Below are 17,835 nucleotides of genomic sequence, written 5' to 3'. Positions count from 1 at the left end.
CAACATGAAAATTAAAGTGTGTGAGACAGAAGAACAAGTGCAGACACTGGCGAAATTGGCCTCTGAGATCTGGCACGAATATTTTGTATCTATTATCTCAAAGGAACAGATCGACTATATGGTAGAGAAGTTCCAGAGCTACCAGGCATTAAAAAAGGCGATTGATGAAGAACACTATACCTATTTTCTTGGATATGACGAAGGAAAGTTAGTGGGGTTCTGCGGCGTGAAGCCGGATGGGAACCGTCTGTTTCTGAGTAAACTGTATCTGCACAAGAAGAGCCGCGGAAAAGGGCTTTCCAGCATTTTATTAAGAAAGGCCATAGAGTTTGCAGAGAAGATGGATAAAAAAGCCATTTATCTTACCTGCAACAAATATAATCAGAACAGTCTGGATATTTACAAAGCGAAAGGCTTTGCAGAGGTTGATTCCGTAAAAACTGATATCGGAAACGGATTTATCATGGATGACTACATCCTCCAGCTTGATTTATAAGAAACTAAAGAACTCCTATGCCGATAAAATCAGCATAGGAGTTCTTTTATTTATCATCTTCTTCTGGTGTGTCAGAAGTCTTATCCTCGTTGGAAACGTTGTCCTCGGAAGGAGTCTCTTCCTCAGATGTTTCTTCTTTTGCTTCTTCTTCGTCCGTGATGTGGATGGAGAAGTAATCACGGCTGTCTTCCGCTGAATCCGGGAAAACATCGTCATCGTCAAATGCATCAGGATCCCAGTCATCGAGATTTTCATCCTTTTCCTGATCCTTTAATTCTTTCAGCTTGTCTATGATTGCTTTGATCTGGTCTCTGGCGATATATAAAATTCCGCCGATGGAGATGATGGCAGTCACAACTTTCAGAAATTTTTTCAATTTTTTACCCATAGTGTCGTGCTCCTTTCTCATTTCTGGTATAATCATTGTAATATGAAAAATTGGAAAAAGCAACGCAATGCTTGACAAAATAAAGTTTCGTGATAAAATCTAGATAAGAAATATGATTTCACTTCAGGAAGGAGAATCAGATGAGCGATTTAAAATGGGGTATTTTAGGATGCGGGGTTATAGCCAACGAAATGGCGCAGGCATTTGAAAAAATGGGAAGAAAGGTCTATGGGGTCAGCAGCCGGACACAGACTAAGACAGAAGCATTTGCGGAAAAATACGGCGTCGAAAATGTCTACGGATCATATGAAGAAATGCTTAAGGATGAAAACATTGATGTGATCTATATTGCAACTCCACACAGCCAGCACTATGAGAATATGAAAAAAGCGATTGGGGCCGGGAAACATATTTTATGTGAGAAAGCGATCACAGTCAATGACCATCAGCTGGAAGAGATCGTTTCCCTGGCGGAAGAGAAGAATCTGACAGTAAGGGAAGCCATGACCATCAGCCATATGCCGCTGTTTAAAGAGCTGAAGGACAGAATTGACAAAGGAGACATTGGAACCGTAAAGATGGTGCAGGTAAACTTCGGAAGCAACAAAGGATATGATTCTACGAACCGATTTTTTGCACTGGAAGCAGCCGGAGGAGCACTTCTCGATATCGGAGGGTATGCCACGACATTTGCAAGAACGTTTATGGACGAGGCGCCGAATACGATCCTTACCACAGTACAGTATGTAGAGACTGGTGTGGATGAACAGTCCGGTATCATTCTGAAAAACGAGTCTGACCAGATGGCGGTGATCTGCCTTACCATTCGTGCAAAACAGCCGAAGAGGGGTGTTGTCACAGGAGATAAAGGATATATCGAAGTATACGAGTATCCGAGGGCTTCAAAGGCAACGATCACAAATACAGAGACAGGCGTTACAGAAACCATTGAGGCGGGCAGGACAGAAGACGCTTTAGTATATGAGGTAGAAGCCATGGAAGGAACCGTCAGCGGTACGTTTTCCGATAACAATCTGGAGATTTCAAGAGATGTCATGAAAATTCTGAGCAGTGTGAGAACACAGTGGGGAATGAAGTATCCATTTGAATAATGGTTGCCGTTTCCTTTTTCAATTGCTATAATGATAGTATTGTCAAAAGGAGGGGAATCATGATCAGGATATTTAAAACTTATGAGGGATCAAAAGAATTAAGAGAGATTACCGAGATTGAACGCGAATCCTGGGTCATGATGACGGATCCGAACGGAGCAGAACTTCAGATGGTGGCAGAAAAATACCAGATCGATCTGGACGATCTGAGGGCGCCTCTGGATGAGGAAGAACGTTCTCGTCTGGAACATGAAGATAATTATACGATGATACTGGCCAATATCCCGGTGGTACGTGCAGAAGAGGGGAAGCGGCTTTATGAGACGATTCCTCTCGGCATCTTTATCACGGAAAAGGTCGTGTTTACGGTCTGCCTGGAAGAGACCAATATTTTGAAGCAGTTTACGGACGGGCTGGTGCCGAATTTTTATACATATATGAAGACGAGATTTGTATATCAGATTCTTTATAACAATGCGGCTCTGTTTTTGGTTTATCTGAGAATGATCGATAAAAGAGCCAACCAGGTGGAAGAGATTCTGCATGAGACATCCAGGAACAAGGACCTGATCCAGCTTTACGATTTAGAGAAATGTCTTGTGTATTTTACCACTTCCCTGAAGTCAAATGAGGTGGTGCTGGAGAAACTCAGAAAGCATATAGGACTTAAACACTACGAAGAAGACCAGGAACTGCTGGAAGATGTTATTATCGAGAATAAGCAGGCGATGGAGATGACCTATATTTATCATAATATCTTAAGAAGTACCATGTCGCTGTTTGGTTCCATCATCGACAACAATCTAAACCAGGTCATGAAGTTTCTGGCTGCCATCACGATTGTGCTGGAACTGCCGACAATGATCTCAGGGCTTTATGGGATGAACCTGAATCCCGCAGGAATGCCGTTTTCGGGAAGCCCGATGGGGTTCTTCATCGTAAGTGCGTTTTCTGTTGCAGTGTGCGTGATTGCCGTGCTGATTCTAAAGAAGAAGAATCTACTATAATAATTAGGAAACGGTTTCTGTTGTGAATAGTTTTTTGCTTATTAATTCTAAAAATTCGGAGGGAATTATCTTTAGTGGATAATTCCCTCTTAAGATTTTAAGAAAAGGGCAGGTGATAAGAGATATGAACGAAAGAGTTGATAGAAAAGAAAGGATAATATTCTTACTTGGCTTAATACCGGCATTTATACTTTGTTTTCAAGTAACAGGCAATGTCACAAAAAAAACAACTTAATATGCATGTCATTGATATGCAAAGAGGTATTATATGAATTACACCACTGGTTATCTTGTGCTGCGGTGTGATGGTAACTCTTTGTTCTGTATTTCTGTACATTGCCATTTATATAGTGAAACAGGATTCCTGTTTTTCTGTCGAAAAAATTCCACGAATGGAAGACCGAATGTATCATATGATTCTCTTTAGTTCAGCAATGACGATCATAATCTCAATGCGTTTTTCTAATATTGTTGTTGCTGTATTTGAGGAGAGCATTGAACTAAGACTTATATATATAGTTTGCATCTGCACAGTGTATCTTTATATCACTGTTCAATATGGAAACAGAGCTGAATTTTAATGCATCATTCCAAAAGACAGGAGAGATCATAATTGAGACTAAATCAAATAAAGAGATAGAAGATGTTATCTTATGGATTTATTCAGAAGACGGAGATCATAAAATTGCAGAAAAAAAGATTGATACTTATGAGCAGTTCGGATACTATACGATTGATAAATTTGAAAGGACAAATATAAATGAAGAAAAAAGGCAATATAGAATATACTTGATGAATTTGAGAGAAAAATTATCAACGAAAAAGAGTTATTTTGCAGAAGTTATTGTGATAATAGATGGAGAGAGGTATCGTCTGGAAAATGAATTCTTTTTAGAGAAGAATCAAGCTTATTTTAAAGAAAAAAATATGAGTTACAAATACGAGAAATAGTCAGTCCGCAAGTTATGTGAATTATCAAATCCTGTTTTTTGTTATTCTAAGATCAGGAGGTAGTTGTATGGATAATAATTTACAAATGATCGGCCGGGCAGTGGATTATATAGAGGAGCATCTCACCGAGGAAAACTTGAGCCTGGACAGGATTACAGGGGAAATCGGGTATTCCAAATATCATCTGCACAGAATGTTTACGTTTGTTGTGGGCATTCCCATTCACAGGTATATCCTGCGCCGCAGGCTGACGGAGGCGGCACGGATGCTTGTATTTACAGCAAAACCCCTGACAGATATCGCACTGTGCTCTGGCTACGACACCCAGCGTTCTTTTTCAAGGAGCTTTAAATCTATGTTCCGGTGCACACCCAGCTTTTACAGAAAGCGAAATGATTTTCTTCCGCTTCAGATGAAATATGATGTCAGAAACCGAAGGGAGCTGAGGGGAGATAAGATGCTAGATGTAAAAATGGCAGAAGAGGATAAATTATATCTTGTTGGTTATGACGGAAGAACTGAAAAGGGCTTTAAAGTCATCGGAAAGTGCTGGAAGTTACTGCATAAAAATAAAGATAAGATTGGAAACCGGACAGATCAAAGGTTCCTCATAGGAGTAAATGATTATTCTCAATTCAAATTTGAACACACAAGCCCGGTTTTTCATTATATTGCGGCGGCGCAGGTTAGTCTGCCGGAGCGGATCCCCAAGAATATGAAAAGTTTTGAACTGCCTTCCGGCAGGTATGCTGTTTTTACTCTCAGAGGAAAAAACGAGGACAGTCTTGAGCCTGTTGTGGATTATATTTACCGGCAGTGGTTTCCGTATTCGACCTGCAGGCTGAATGAACACAGCCGTTATGATTTTGCCAAATACGGAGAAGAGACTGATGAAAAGGGAGAGAGTGAGATTCAGTTTTGGGTTCCGGTGCTATAAGATATGGGACATTTCTTTGAGTTAGAAATGTCCCTGTGCTGTTTTAATCCAGATAGTGCTTCATATGTTTCAGAGCATTTTTTTCCAGGCGGCTGACCTGAGCCTGTGAAATACTAATCTCATCGGCTACTTCTGTCTGGGTCTTGCCGTCAAAAAAGCGAAGCCTTATAATGTTATATTCCCTTTCAGGAAGATGTTCCATAGCATCTTTTAATGCGATAGATTCAACCCACAATTCTTCTTTGTTTTTTTTATCTTTTACCTGATCCATCAAAAACAGAGTATCTCCGCCGTCCTGATAGACTGGTTCGTAGAGTGAAAGAGGTGTTGCGATGGCATCCAGGGCAAATAAGACATCCTCTTTTTTCATCTCAATCTCTTCTGCGATGGCCTCGATGGTCGGTTCTTTGTTGAATTTTTTGGTCAGAGCCTCCTTTGCTGTGATGGCTTTGTAGGCAATATCCCTGAGTGAACGGCTGACTCTCATGGAATTATTATCCCGCAGGTAACGCCGTACTTCTCCGATGATCATCGGAACCGCATAGGTAGAAAATTTAACGTTCAGGGAGCGGTCAAAATTGTCGATGGCTTTCATAAGCCCGATACATCCAACTTGAAACAGGTCGTCGGCATTCTCATTGCTGCCGGAAAAACGTTGAATGACACTTAAAACTAACCTTAAATTGCCCTTGATGTATTGTTCCCTTGCTTCCTGGTCACCCTGTTCGATCCTTATGAACAGTTCTTCTTTTTCTTCATTGGTGAGTAAAGGAAGAGAAGCAGTATTGACTCCGCAGATTTCAACTTTATTAAGTGCCATGATAATTCCTCCATTTGTAAATTGTTCTTGCGAACGATATATTAAAATCATTCACCAATCAAAATGGATTTATACGATGAAAAAATTGCCAGACCGTTTGACACCCATATTTACCAATGATATTATGAGTAAGAAGAAAATATAGAAATGAGGAATCATATCATGAAAAAATTACTGCTAATTTGTATGATGATATGTCTTGTTTTTTGTTTGGGGGGCTGTAATTTTCCCTGGGACAAGGAAAAGACAGGAGATAAAAATGTCAGGAAAGAAAACATAACAGCATCAGAAGTCAAAGATTCCATGAAGGGAAAACAGCTGATCATCGGCGTGTCCGACGGTATGGCGCCGTTTTCTGTCAGAGATGAAAAAACCAAGGAGATGAAAGGTTTTGACATCGATCTGATCAAGGGGATCAGTGAGTATCTGGGCTTTGAGTACAAGCTTCGCGTCGCTCCGATGAGGGAGCTTACGGACCTGCTCAGGGAGAAGAAGATCGACCTTGCTATCTCCGGTATCTGTATTACGGACAGCCGCCAAAAGGAGTTTCAGTTTTCGGATGTCTATTTTGAAAATACATTAAAAGTTATGGTCAATACAGATAAAAACATAACAGACAGAAAAGAACTGGAAGGAAAAACTATAGGGGTAGAGGAGGGAACCTCCAACGCAGAATATGCACAGACCAACCTTTCTGAGGAGAATAAGATTAAGGTTTATCCATCTATGGACAAGGTATTCAAAGATCTTGAAAAAGGAAAGATCGATGCTACGGTTTATGATGCAACAGGCGTTGATTATTTCATGGCAAATTATAAAGGGGACAAAATCTCTGCTCTAGATGAAAAGCTTAACTCAGCAGAGAGCAACTATGGGATCATGTTCCGAAAGAAAGATCCTTCCGTCGGAAAGTTTAATGTAACGCTTCAGGTATTGAATACAGAGGGCACCTACCAGACCATTAAGAACGAGTGGATTGGATCGGAAGACGAAGATTAAGAGGGGAATTCATGAATATTGTTTCAATTGTATTTGGACAGATCGTCATGATGTTTTGTATGATGGCTGTGGGGGCAGCCGCCTATAAGGCGGGCCTCATAACCGAACGGGGAAGCACAGATCTTTCCAATATCACCCTTTACTTAGTCATTCCATTTGTAGTGCTCACTTCTTTTCAGATTGAGTTTGATGCAGACATATTCCATGGAATTCTGGTTACCTTTATTTTAGGAATTGCGGTACATGCGGCAGCGATCGTTTTGTCCTTTCTGCTGATCCGCGGAAAGGATAATGACCGGACAGTTCTGGAACGGTTCAGCATTGTGTACCCGAACTGCGGTTTTATGGGGATACCTCTGGCCCAGGCGGTGCTGGGTCCGAAGGGGGTTATATACATAACAGCGTTTATTGCCGCACAGAATCTGTTTATCTGGTCTCACGGAGCTGCCAGCATGCAGGGGACATTTAACCGGGGATCAGTCAAAGAAATATTCAAAGCACCTGTTATGATTGCAACATTCGCAGGACTTTTCTGTTACCTGTTTCAGATTAAATTTCCTGTTCTGATCTACAATCCGCTGAAAGCCATCGCTGATATGAATACACCCCTGGCGATGATCATATCCGGAACTGCCATTGCGCAGACAAATCTTTTGAAGACACTGACAAGACCGAGGATTTATGTCATGACGGCACTGAGGCTTCTTCTTATGCCAATGGTCATGTTTTTGATCCTTCTCGTCGTGCCGGTATCCAAGGATCTTAAAATATTGTCGCTGCTTGCTTCATCTGCATCGACTGCGGCGATCACGACCATGTTTGCGGTGAAGTTTAAGAAGGATGTGGGCTACGCGGCAGAATTATTTGCAGTTTCCACGATTGCAGCGGTTGCCACGCTGCCGCTCATGATCTCTCTCGGAGAAAAATTTTTCTTATAATAAGACAGAAAATCCCATGGTTCTTTCCGCGGAAAGAACCATGGGATTTTTGTATTTCACATAAAATTCAGCTGTTTTGGATTCTCAGAAAATGATACAGCCAGCCGGCCTCTTCATCGGTGAGATGAGGAGAGAGACTGTCGAAGACAAGCTGGTGATAGGCATAGAGGAGACGGATTTCTTTATCATTGAGAAGCGCCTCATCGACACCGTCCATATCAATAGGCACCAACGTCAGGTGCTCGAATTCTAAAAAGCTGCCGTATTCATTCTGCCGCTGTTTTTTGCACAGGAGCATGTTTTCTGTACGGATGCCATATTTTCCTGGTATATACACTCCAGGTTCGTCGGTTGTGACCATACCGGGCATCAGGACAGCATCCAGCTGATTGTCTCTGACCTGCCAGCGAAAGGCGTTGGGGCCTTCGTGGACTCCGAGAAAATGTCCGACGCCGTGTCCGGTTCCGCACCGGTAGTCGATTCCTTCTTCCCAGAGCGGGCCTCTGGCCAGAATGTCCAGGCTGCTTCCCCGGCATCCAAGAAGAAATTTAGCATCGGAGAGGGAAAGCATACTTTTTAATACAAGGGTAAAGTGCCGTCTTTCTTCTTCGGAGATATCACCTAAGATAAAAGTTCGGGTGACATCCGTCGTCCCGGTCAGATACTGGCCGCCCGAGTCGATCAGAAGCAGTCCTTCCGGTTTCAGGCAGACATCGGACTGTTCGGTGGAACAGTAGTGCATCATAGCCGCGTGATCTTTATAGGCACAGATGGTATCAAAGCTCGGGCCCTGATACAGAGGCTGTTTTCTGCGCTCCTCTTCCAGACGGTCCTGGACAGAACGCTCCGTCATAGGAACGGAACCGATGTTCTGCTTCAGCCAGAACATGAACTTTGTCATGGCAATGCCGTCAGATAAGTGACATTCTTTAAGCCCGCTGATCTGTGTCTCGTTTTTCACCGCTTTCATGCCGGAAGAAGGATTCTCACCAAAAATAATCTGGTTTTTTTCGAGCTCCTGGCAGAGTTTGTAGTTTACGGTATCGGGATCTATCAGTACGCTTCCCTTCTGTTTTGCCAAGAAAGAATCAATCTGTCCATAGGGCAGAATCGTTATTTTATCCTGTTCGAGACGGCGACTGACTTCTTCCGAAAGACAGGTTTCCCTCACAAACAGGCAGCAGTTTTCCTGTGTGATCCATGCATAGCTGTAAAACAGAGGCGTGCAGGGCATGTCATTGCCGCGCAGATTGAAGATCCATGCGATATCCGGCAGAGAGGCGATAAAATGAGCCTCTGCGGAAACTGTCTCCATGCAGCTGCGGATTCTTTTGAGCTTCGACGGCACAGATTCCCCGGCGTAAATATCTTCATGGATAAAAATCGGGGATGCTGCGGCAGCCGGACGGCCAGTCCAGAGATCCTCTGCGAGAGTATGATCTGTCTCAAGGACTGCTTTTTTTGAAGCAGCCAGCCTGGCCAGCTTTTTTCCATAAGAGGTATTGATCATACGGCCGTTTAAGCCGAGGACATCTCCTTCACTGAGATGCTCTGTGAGATATTCAAGGATCGTCGGAACGCCGGCAACACCCATCTTCATCAGCTTCATCTGCTCAGAATCGATCTGTGCTTCGGCCTGGGTAAAATATCTCCCGTCCGTCCAGAGCCGGCTTTCGGTCTGTTCTGCCAGGACTGCTCCGGATGATCCGGTGAATCCGGAGATGAACTGGCGGCACTTATAGTGAGCGTCCACGTATTCGGACTGGTGGGGATCTTCACTGGGAATCAAGTAATACGCAATGTTTTTTTCAATCATAGATTTTTGGAGCTTTGTCAGTGGTGTAGTCATAATTCAGAGCCTCCTTTTATTGTTGTGATTTTTATTATAACACGATATAATGAAAAATAGAATTTTAGAATATGTGCAGAAATTTTGCAGCTGAATGAGGAGGACATCAAAGATGAAAAACATGCTAGTGGCACAGTCAGGAGGACCGTCGGCGGCGATCAATGCAACCATCACCGGCGTGATCGACGCAGGACTTGCGAGCAGCCGGGTAGAACATGTATACGGTGCGCTGAATGGGATCAAAGGAGTATTAAACGAAAATTTTGTAATGCTGGATGACATATGCAGAAGCCCCGAGACAAGGGATCTGCTGGCCGTGACACCTGCAGCAGCGCTGGGGTCCTGCCGCTGGAAACTGAAAAATCCGGAAGAAGACAAGAGAGAGTTTGAGGAGATCATCCGGATCCTGAGAAAAAATAATATCGGATATTTTATTTATACCGGCGGAAACGATTCTATGGATACTGTCTATAAGCTTTCCGTATACTGCCGGGAACACGGAGTGGATGATATCAAGATCATGGGAGCTCCGAAGACCATCGACAACGATCTCGGAGAGACAGACCATTGTCCGGGATTTGGCTCTGCGGCCAAATTTATTGCCACCGCTTTTACAGAGATTGCGTGCGACTGTTATGTCTATGATATTCCGTCCGTGACGGTTGTGGAAGTCATGGGACGGAATGCGGGATGGCTGACGGCCAGTGCGGCCCTTGCAAGAAATGAAGCGAGACATGTGCCCCAGCTGATCTACCTGTGTGAGAGAGCATTTGATACGGAGCGTTTTGTGGAGGATGTAAAGGAAGCGCTGGAGCGGGAGAATAACATTATCATCGCGGTCAGCGAAGGATTAAAGGACGCCCGGGGAAATTACGTTGGAGAAGAAATGAAGTCCGGGAAAGAAGATGCTTTCGGACATAAATACCTGTCGGGCATTGGAAAATACCTGGAACAGGTGATCACGGACAAGATCAGCTGCAAGGTCCGCTCTGTGGAACTCAATATTCTTCAGCGCTGCGCCGGATATATGCTGAGTGAAACCGACATCATCGAATCCAGAAATCTGGGGGCCTTTGCCGCTGTCAGCGCCATCCGGGGTGAGAGCGGTAAAATGTCCGCTTTAAAACGGATGCCGGGAGATAACTATCAGGTTGAGATCGTACTGGCTGATCTGTCCAAGATTGCAAATGTTGAAAAGACAGTGCCTCTTGAGTGGATCACAGAAAACGGACATGATATCACGCAGGAGATGGTGGACTATTTAAGGCCTTTGATTCAGGGGGAAGTGCGGATTCCGTATAAAGACGGGGTTCCGGAACATTTTATTCTTTAAATCATTCAAATAAAAAAGAGGAACTTTTCTGTACCAATCCGGAAAAGTTCCTCTTTACGTTTCTGTTATTTATGGTTTTTCATAATATATTGGTTTAGCTCGGCTCCGATGAACAGGATCATCATACAGAAATACAGCCAGAACAGGGTAAGCAGAATACCGGTAAGACCCCCGTACATAATGCTGAAAAATTTAAAGTTATCAAAATAGATAGAAAACAGTGAGGACAAAATGATCCATCCTGCAGAGCTGAATATCACTCCCGGCATCACTTGTCTGGCTTTAAAATGTTCGCTTGGAAGAAAACGGTACATGATAAAAAATACAAGGAAAAATATAAAAAATGCAATGCCGAAACGGATCAGCAAAAATACAATATGCTGGTTGGACAGAAACGGATAAAACTGATACAGCTGGTTCAGCAGTGTGTTTCCGAATAAGAGCACAATGATTCCGATCAGGACCGCTACCGCGATAAACGCAATATACATAGTGGAGATAAACCGGAGCACAAAATAATTCCGTTTTTCCGGGATCTCGTGGATCGTGTTCAGTCCGGTCATCATGGAAAGGATTCCTTTTGATGCGGACCACAGCAGGGTGATGATCGTGAATGACATGTAGGTTGTCGTGATTTTTCCATATAAAGAGTTGATGACGGCAACCAGGCTGACACTGTACTGTTCCGGCAAATAGTAGTTCACAAGGCCGATCAGGTCCTTCGGCGTCACGGGAACAAAACGCATCAGGCTCAGCACAACGATCAAGAACGGGAAAAAAGAAAGCACCGTAAAGAATGCTGCCTGAGCGGAAAAGGCAGTGATATGATCCTTCTGAGCTTTCGCGATCACCGAATTCAGAAGGGCGATTAACTTTAACATATAAATACCTCTCAGATCATATTAATATAGCAAAATTTTATTTTATACAAATAGTTTATATATTCTATCATAAGCATTTGAAATACTCAAGAAAAAGCTGGATACCACAGGAATACCGGGACAGCAGGAGAGAAAGATTTGTTTTATCATAGAATAAATCTTAAAAATTTATAAACAAATTATAAAGAAAGTGGTTGACATAGCGGGTACACTTTGATAAAATTGGAAATAAGTTAAGGGAATAAGAAAGAAGGATTGTTACTGGTAATGCAGGCTAAACCAACTTATGGGATTTATACAGATAGATTTCGATAGGTGTGGTTTATTTTTTTTCTTAACTTAATATTTTACAATACGGAGTGGAACTGTGCAAATTACAAGAATTATAAATAATAATATTGTAATTTCAGAAGATAACAGCCATCGTGAAGTGGTACTAATGGGAAGAGGCTTGGGCTTTCAGAGACATCCCGGAGATGTGATCGACTCAGACAAAGTCGAAAAGACTTACATAATGAAAGACCATGGAATGACACATCGCTTTCAGCAGATGGTAGCAGACATCCCCATAGAACGATTGGAAATATGTAATGAAATTATTCAATATGCAAAAGATACTTTGCAAAAGAATATCAATGACAATATTTATATTTCTCTCACAGACCATATTAATTTTGCCATTGAACGGGTAGAGATGGGTGTTCCCTTCCAGAATCCATTTTTATGGGAAATCAAGAAATTCTACTATCAGGAATATCTGATCGGGCAGGCCGCCATCCGTATGATTGAGCGGAAGTTAAAGGTTACTCTGCCTCAGGACGAAGCGGCGTTTATCGCACTGCATATTGTCAATGCAGAACTGGATCTGGATATGACGGAGATGGTTTCCATGACGAAGCTCACACAGCATATTTTAAAGATCGTAGACGAGTGTTTTCCTGATCAGATGGATAAAGAATCTGTTTTTTACGAAAGATTTATCACCCACTTGAAATTTTTTGCACAGAGGATTTTTACGGGCAATGAAGTGGAGAGTGACGACACAGAGTTCCAGGAGATTATCCGGAACAAGTATCAGGAATGTCTGGACTGTGTGGAAAAGATCAGAATTTATATAAAAAATACATGTAACCATGATATAACCGATGAGGAGATGATGTACCTCACCGTCCATATCAAAAGGGTAATTACAAGATAAAAGTTCATATTGATTTAGAATAAGGATTGTTACTGGTAATGCAGGCTAAACCTGATTCAAACCGAAGGATTTTTGAATCCATATGTTTCGCAAAATTTGTTGAGCTGTGTGGATTGAAAAAATCCGGTGTTTGAGTCGGGTTTTTTTATTTCTTTCGTGTTTTACGGAAATCACCCCCAGCGGGGGATTTTATAAATAGGGACCTGAATTCTTGGTTAATATAAAAGAATAAAGATTCCGAAAGATAACTAGAAAAGGAGGAATGTTTAAATGGTAGGAATTATTCTTGCTACGCATGGCGGATTTGCGGATGGTATTATGCAGTCCGGATCCATGATCTTCGGTGACCAGCCCGATGTGGCAGCAGTTACACTGCAGCCGAGCGAAGGGCCAAACGACATCAAAAAGAAGATGGAAGATGCAATCGCTTCTTTTGAAAGTCAGGATGAAGTGTTATTCTTAGTCGATCTTTGGGGAGGAACTCCATTCAATCAGGCAAACGGCCTCGTATCAGGCCATGAAGACAAATGGGCGATTGTAGCCGGCTTAAACTTGCCGATGCTGATCGATGCCTATGGTTCACGAATGACGATGGAGACAGCTCACGAAGTTGCAGTTCAGATCGCAGGAAGCGGTAAAGAAGGGGTGCGCATCTATCCGGAGTCTCTGGAACCGAAGGAGGAACCGGCAGCCGGACAGCAGGCAGAAGCGCTGCCTCAGGGGGCAATCCCGGAAGGAACCGTATTAGGGGACGGACACATCAAATTTGTGCTTGCCCGCATTGATTCCCGTCTGCTTCACGGCCAGGTGGCAACTGCATGGACGAAGACAACACAGCCGAACAGGATCATAGTCGTATCCGATTCAGTGGCTCATGACGATCTGCGTAAAAAACTGATTCAGGAGGCAGCGCCTCCGGGAGTACGCGCAAATGTTGTTCCTGTGGACAAAATGATCGAGGTCTCAAAAGACCCGCGTTTTGGAAACACAAAAGCACTGCTGCTTTTTGAGACACCTCAGGATGCTCTCCGCGCCATCGAAGGCGGAGTGGACATCAAGGAGCTCAACATCGGTTCCATGGCTCATTCTGTAGGAAAAGTAGCCGTGAGCAAAGTTGTATCTCTCGGAAAAGAAGACCTCAAGACGTTTGCAAAATTAAAGGAACATGGAATCGGCTTTGATGTCCGCAAGGTGCCGAGCGATTCTAAAGAAAACATGGATGAGATCATTAAAAAAGCAGAAGCCGAGTTATCTTAGGCTTCACACATTCAGAAAATAGAGGAGGAATTATAATGTCAGCAATTTCAATCGTATTAGTTATTATAGTTGCCTTTCTAGCTGGTATGGAGGGAGTATTGGATGAATTCCAGTTCCATCAGCCGCTGGTTGCGTGTACATTAATTGGACTTGTGACCGGTCAGTTAGAAGCAGGTATTATTTTGGGCGGTACATTACAGATGATCGCTTTGGGATGGGCAAACATCGGTGCCGCTGTTGCACCGGATGCCGCGTTAGCTTCTGTAGCTTCCGCTATCATCTTAGTCCTTGGAGGACAGGGCACCGCTGGTGTCAGCACTGCCATCGCAGTTGCGATTCCTTTGGCAGTTGCAGGTTTATTCTTAACAATGGTTGTACGTACACTTTCTGTGGCATGTGTTCACCGTATGGACGCAGCTGCTGAAAAAGCAAATTTCAAAGGTGTTGAAATTTGGCACATCATCGCGATTGCTATGCAGGGACTCCGTATTGCAATTCCGGCAGGAGCGCTTCTGTTCATTCCTGCGACAACTGTGCAGAATTTCCTTACATCTATGCCGGCATGGCTGACAGATGGTATGGCAATCGGCGGTGGAATGGTTGTAGCCGTTGGTTATGCGATGGTTATCAACATGATGGCAACAAAAGAAGTTTGGCCGTTCTTTGCAATCGGTTTCTGTGTTGCTGCACTTTCAGATCTGACATTGATCGCATTGGGAGCTATCGGTGTATCTCTGGCATTGATTTACCTTACACTGTCTGAGAGCGGCGGTTCTTCTAACGGCGGAGGAAGCAATACAGGTGATCCGCTCGGCGATATTCTGAATAATTATTAATTGAAGGAGGTATGAAAAATGGCAGAAAAAATTACATTAAGTAAGAAGGAACGATTGTCCGTTGCATTGCGCTCTACCTTCCTTCAGGGTTCTTGGAACTATGAACGTATGCAGAATGGTGGCTGGGCATTTTCAATTATCCCGGCAATCAAAAAGTTGTATAAGACAGAAGAAGAACGCTCAGCGGCGTTAAAACGTCACTTGGAATTCTTTAACACGCATCCGTATGTTGCTTCTCCGGTTATCGGTGTTACACTGGCGCTGGAAGAAGAACGTGCAAACGGAGCAGAGGTCGATGACGCAGCGATCCAGGGTGTTAAAGTCGGTATGATGGGGCCTCTGGCCGGTGTCGGAGATCCGGTATTCTGGTTCACCGTTCGTCCGATCCTTGGAGCTCTCGGAGCATCTCTTGCGATGACAGGAAACATCATGGGACCAATCTTATTCTTCGTACTGTGGAATGTGATCCGTTGGGGATTCATGTGGTACACACAGGAATTCGGATACAAAGCCGGCGCAAAGATCACAGAGGACCTTTCCGGAGGACTGCTGCAGAAAGTCACGAAGGGTGCGTCCATTCTCGGTATGTTTATCCTCGGTTCGCTGGTTCAGCGGTGGGTATCCATCAGTTTCCAGCCCGTTGTATCAAAGGTATCTCTGAGTGACGGAGCCTACATTGACTGGGGAAAACTTCCTGAGGGAGCAAAGGGAATCCAGCAGGCATTTGAGCAGTATGCATCAGGCCTGTCACTGACCCCGACCAAGATCACAACTTTACAGAACAACCTGGATTCTTTGATTCCTGGATTAGTTCCATTATTATTAACATTATTCTGTATGTGGCTGCTGAAAAAGAATGTTTCACCAATCATTATTATCATCGCATTATTCTTAGTTGGTATTGGCGGACACCTTATCGGATTGTTATAAGCTAATGAAAAAAGTTCGGAGCAATCCGAACTTTTTTTATTCTTTGAGGAGCCTGAGAAATAAAGCAGGTCTGCCTGCTTTGTTTACTGAACCATATCGTGATATAATGTTTTAGATACTGTTTAAGAATAAATTAGAAATGGAGAGTTGTTATGGCTCAGTCAATAAACACAAAAGTAGATTTGGTAATCAGCGGAACTTCTTATCACGGCCTGAACAGTTATGGAAAGATCATGATCGGCGATAAAGGATTTGAATTTTACAATGACCGGAATGTAAATGATTATATTCAGATTCCATGGAAAGAAGTTGATTACGTGATTGCCTCAGTCATGTTTAAGGGAAAACACATTCCGCGCTATGCGATCCAGACAAAAGAAAACGGAACTTATTCTTTTGCCTCAAAAGAGCCGAAGAAAGTACTGCGTGCGGTCAGCAGGTATGTTGCACCTGACCATATGGTCCGCTCTTTAAGCTTTTTTGGAGTGATCAAAAAGAAGTTAAAAGCCAAGTTTAACAAATAAGTCTTAGGAGGGATAAGATTATGGGACATATTCTAAAAATTAAACCGGTGTTTAAAGAGATGATCTGGGGCGGACATAAACTCAGAGATGTGTACGGATACGATATCCCCAGCGATCACACGGGAGAATGCTGGGCAATCTCTGCCCATAAAAACGGGGACTGTACCATTGAAAACAGTGAATTTGCGGGAAAGACCTTATCCTGGCTGTTTGAAAATCACAGAGAATTGTTCGGCAATATCGAAGGAAATGAATTCCCGCTGCTGGTGAAGATCATCGACGCAAAAGATGACTTGTCAGTTCAGGTACATCCGAATGACGAATATGCAAAGGACCACGAGGACTCTCTGGGAAAAACGGAATGCTGGTATGTGCTTCAGGCAGACGAGGGTACGAAGATGGTCATGGGTCATCATGCCAAGACCAAAGAGGAATTTGTGAAAGCGATCGAAGAAGATGATTATGAGAACCTTTTAAATTCCTTTGAGATTCAGGAGGGAGATTTCTTCTACATTCCATCAGGAACTCTGCATGCTATCTGCAGCGGGTCACTGATCTACGAGGCTCAGCAGTCTTCCGACATTACCTACCGTGTTTATGATTATCACCGGAAAGATAAGGATGGAAATGAAAGACAGCTGCACGTACAGCAGTCCATTGATGTTACCAATGTACCTGCGCAGATCAGCGGCAATAAATCTTTCGATGAGATTTTGCTGGAAAACGGAACAAAAGTACGATATGTGGAAAGTGATTTCTTTAAAGTAGACTGTTACCGAATAAACGGAAAAAATACGGTAGAAAACTGTGTGCCGTTCCAAATGGTGAGTGTGATTGAAGGAAAAGGAACCATTGGAGGGAATGATGTCATAAAAGGTGATCATTTTCTTATTTGTTCAGATCAAAAAGAAACGATATTCGATGGAACGATGGATGTTATGATAGCAGCTCTGTAAATGGCTTAAGCTGCAGGTAAGTTCAGATATGTCTTTGATATGAGGTTTTTAGGAGGGAGAATATGAAAGACAAGTTATTCGGTGTTTTGCAGCGTGTGGGACGTTCCTTCATGCTTCCGATCGCAATTCTGCCTGTGGCCGGGCTGCTGCTGGGGATCGGACAATCTCTGACAAATGAAACCATGCTGAGCGCCTATGGACTGCTTGGAGTCATGGGGCCGGATACGATTCCGTATGCGGTCCTGAAAGTATGCGGTGACTGTGGGAATGCCGTTTTCGGAAACTTACCGCTGATTTTTGCCATTGGTGTTGCGGTTGGGATGGCAAGGGCTGAAAAGGAGGTTGCGGCACTGGCCGGTGCTATTGCATTTTTTATTATGCATACGGCGATATCGGCTATGATCTCGATCAACGGCGGAGCGG

19 protein-coding genes are annotated in these 17,835 nt (G+C 43.3%); 15 read left to right on the top strand and 4 right to left on the bottom strand.

All coding sequences use genetic code 11. From position 1 onward, the window contains the following. Positions 1 to 4 precede the first annotated feature (4 nt). Positions 5 to 496: a GNAT family N-acetyltransferase gene (locus tag QVP35_RS05000; protein WP_009288752.1), complete on the top strand. Its 492-nt coding sequence runs from the start codon at positions 5 to 7 to the stop codon at positions 494 to 496. Between the two features lie 46 nt (positions 497 to 542). Here the strand turns inward: QVP35_RS05000 and QVP35_RS04995 are convergent, their stop codons facing one another. Beyond that, positions 543 to 884: a hypothetical protein gene (locus tag QVP35_RS04995; protein WP_022260856.1), complete on the bottom strand. Its 342-nt coding sequence runs from the start codon at positions 882 to 884 to the stop codon at positions 543 to 545. Between the two features lie 140 nt (positions 885 to 1,024). Between QVP35_RS04995 and QVP35_RS04990 the strand changes: the two genes are divergently transcribed. The 4 genes from QVP35_RS04990 to QVP35_RS04975 all read left to right on the top strand — a co-directional run bounded on the left by QVP35_RS04990 (position 1,025) and on the right by QVP35_RS04975 (position 4,891). Beyond that, positions 1,025 to 1,996 (top strand): Gfo/Idh/MocA family protein, encoded by a 972-nt coding sequence (locus QVP35_RS04990; RefSeq protein WP_009288750.1) that lies wholly within the window; start codon positions 1,025 to 1,027, stop codon positions 1,994 to 1,996. A gap of 59 nt (positions 1,997 to 2,055) precedes the next feature. Continuing rightward, positions 2,056 to 3,003 carry a magnesium transporter CorA family protein gene (locus tag QVP35_RS04985; protein ID WP_009288749.1) on the top strand — a complete coding sequence of 316 codons (948 nt, stop codon included), beginning with the start codon at positions 2,056 to 2,058 and terminating at the stop codon, positions 3,001 to 3,003. A gap of 558 nt (positions 3,004 to 3,561) precedes the next feature. Next, positions 3,562 to 3,954, top strand: coding sequence for a hypothetical protein (locus tag QVP35_RS04980; RefSeq protein ID WP_009288748.1), 393 nt, complete (start codon positions 3,562 to 3,564; stop codon positions 3,952 to 3,954). Between the two features lie 67 nt (positions 3,955 to 4,021). Continuing rightward, positions 4,022 to 4,891, top strand: coding sequence for an AraC family transcriptional regulator (locus QVP35_RS04975; protein ID WP_022260855.1), 870 nt, complete (start codon positions 4,022 to 4,024; stop codon positions 4,889 to 4,891). Positions 4,892 to 4,934: 43 nt separating this feature from the next. Here the strand turns inward: QVP35_RS04975 and sigG are convergent, their stop codons facing one another. Next, positions 4,935 to 5,711 (bottom strand): RNA polymerase sporulation sigma factor SigG, encoded by a 777-nt coding sequence (sigG, locus tag QVP35_RS04970; protein ID WP_009288745.1) that lies wholly within the window; start codon positions 5,709 to 5,711, stop codon positions 4,935 to 4,937. A gap of 162 nt (positions 5,712 to 5,873) precedes the next feature. On the opposite strand from sigG, the gene QVP35_RS04965 reads away from it, so the two are divergent. Together QVP35_RS04965 and QVP35_RS04960 are read left to right on the top strand one after the other, a co-directional pair. Next, a complete protein-coding gene (locus tag QVP35_RS04965) occupies positions 5,874 to 6,710 on the top strand; it encodes a substrate-binding periplasmic protein (RefSeq protein ID WP_022260854.1) in 837 nt (278 codons plus the stop codon). A gap of 11 nt (positions 6,711 to 6,721) precedes the next feature. After that, the gene (locus QVP35_RS04960) at positions 6,722 to 7,648 is read left to right on the top strand and encodes an AEC family transporter (protein WP_009288743.1); all 927 of its coding nucleotides are present in this window, start codon (positions 6,722 to 6,724) and stop codon (positions 7,646 to 7,648) included. A gap of 67 nt (positions 7,649 to 7,715) precedes the next feature. Here QVP35_RS04960 and QVP35_RS04955 read toward each other — a convergent pair whose 3' ends face one another. Further along, positions 7,716 to 9,497 carry an aminopeptidase P family protein gene (locus tag QVP35_RS04955; RefSeq protein WP_006568875.1) on the bottom strand — a complete coding sequence of 594 codons (1,782 nt, stop codon included), beginning with the start codon at positions 9,495 to 9,497 and terminating at the stop codon, positions 7,716 to 7,718. Positions 9,498 to 9,609: 112 nt separating this feature from the next. Between QVP35_RS04955 and QVP35_RS04950 the strand changes: the two genes are divergently transcribed. Then, on the top strand, positions 9,610 to 10,830 hold the full coding sequence (locus tag QVP35_RS04950) for a 6-phosphofructokinase (RefSeq protein ID WP_006568876.1): 1,221 nt from the start codon (positions 9,610 to 9,612) through the stop codon (positions 10,828 to 10,830). Positions 10,831 to 10,895: 65 nt separating this feature from the next. Here QVP35_RS04950 and QVP35_RS04945 read toward each other — a convergent pair whose 3' ends face one another. Next, positions 10,896 to 11,711, bottom strand: coding sequence for a YihY/virulence factor BrkB family protein (locus QVP35_RS04945; RefSeq protein WP_022260853.1), 816 nt, complete (start codon positions 11,709 to 11,711; stop codon positions 10,896 to 10,898). Between the two features lie 367 nt (positions 11,712 to 12,078). Here QVP35_RS04945 and licT point away from each other — a divergent pair, with 367 nt between their 5' ends. From licT to QVP35_RS04910, 7 genes are all read left to right on the top strand, one after another. Beyond that, positions 12,079 to 12,909: a BglG family transcription antiterminator LicT gene (licT, locus tag QVP35_RS04940; protein WP_006568878.1), complete on the top strand. Its 831-nt coding sequence runs from the start codon at positions 12,079 to 12,081 to the stop codon at positions 12,907 to 12,909. Positions 12,910 to 13,179: 270 nt separating this feature from the next. Next, positions 13,180 to 14,166: a PTS sugar transporter subunit IIB gene (locus QVP35_RS04935; RefSeq protein WP_022260852.1), complete on the top strand. Its 987-nt coding sequence runs from the start codon at positions 13,180 to 13,182 to the stop codon at positions 14,164 to 14,166. A gap of 35 nt (positions 14,167 to 14,201) precedes the next feature. Beyond that, positions 14,202 to 15,002 (top strand): PTS mannose/fructose/sorbose transporter subunit IIC, encoded by an 801-nt coding sequence (locus tag QVP35_RS04930; RefSeq protein ID WP_006568880.1) that lies wholly within the window; start codon positions 14,202 to 14,204, stop codon positions 15,000 to 15,002. 18 nt (positions 15,003 to 15,020) lie between these two features. Beyond that, positions 15,021 to 15,932 (top strand): PTS system mannose/fructose/sorbose family transporter subunit IID, encoded by a 912-nt coding sequence (locus tag QVP35_RS04925; protein ID WP_006568881.1) that lies wholly within the window; start codon positions 15,021 to 15,023, stop codon positions 15,930 to 15,932. A 152-nt stretch (positions 15,933 to 16,084) separates the two neighbouring features. Further along, complete coding sequence (locus QVP35_RS04920) at positions 16,085 to 16,456, top strand: DUF956 family protein (RefSeq protein WP_006568882.1); 372 nt, start codon at positions 16,085 to 16,087, stop codon at positions 16,454 to 16,456. 20 nt (positions 16,457 to 16,476) lie between these two features. After that, positions 16,477 to 17,412 (top strand): type I phosphomannose isomerase catalytic subunit, encoded by a 936-nt coding sequence (locus QVP35_RS04915; protein WP_006568883.1) that lies wholly within the window; start codon positions 16,477 to 16,479, stop codon positions 17,410 to 17,412. A 62-nt stretch (positions 17,413 to 17,474) separates the two neighbouring features. After that, on the top strand, positions 17,475 to 17,835 hold a 361-nt coding region (locus QVP35_RS04910; protein ID WP_288187756.1), incomplete at its 3' end, for a PTS transporter subunit EIIC.

The sequence above is a fragment of the Anaerostipes sp. CAG:276 genome, from assembly GCF_000432215.1.
Taxonomy (GTDB): domain Bacteria; phylum Bacillota; class Clostridia; order Lachnospirales; family Lachnospiraceae; genus Anaerostipes; species Anaerostipes caccae.
Note: the sequence above shows the minus strand (reverse complement) of the source record. Positions and strands in the feature narration are given on the sequence as shown.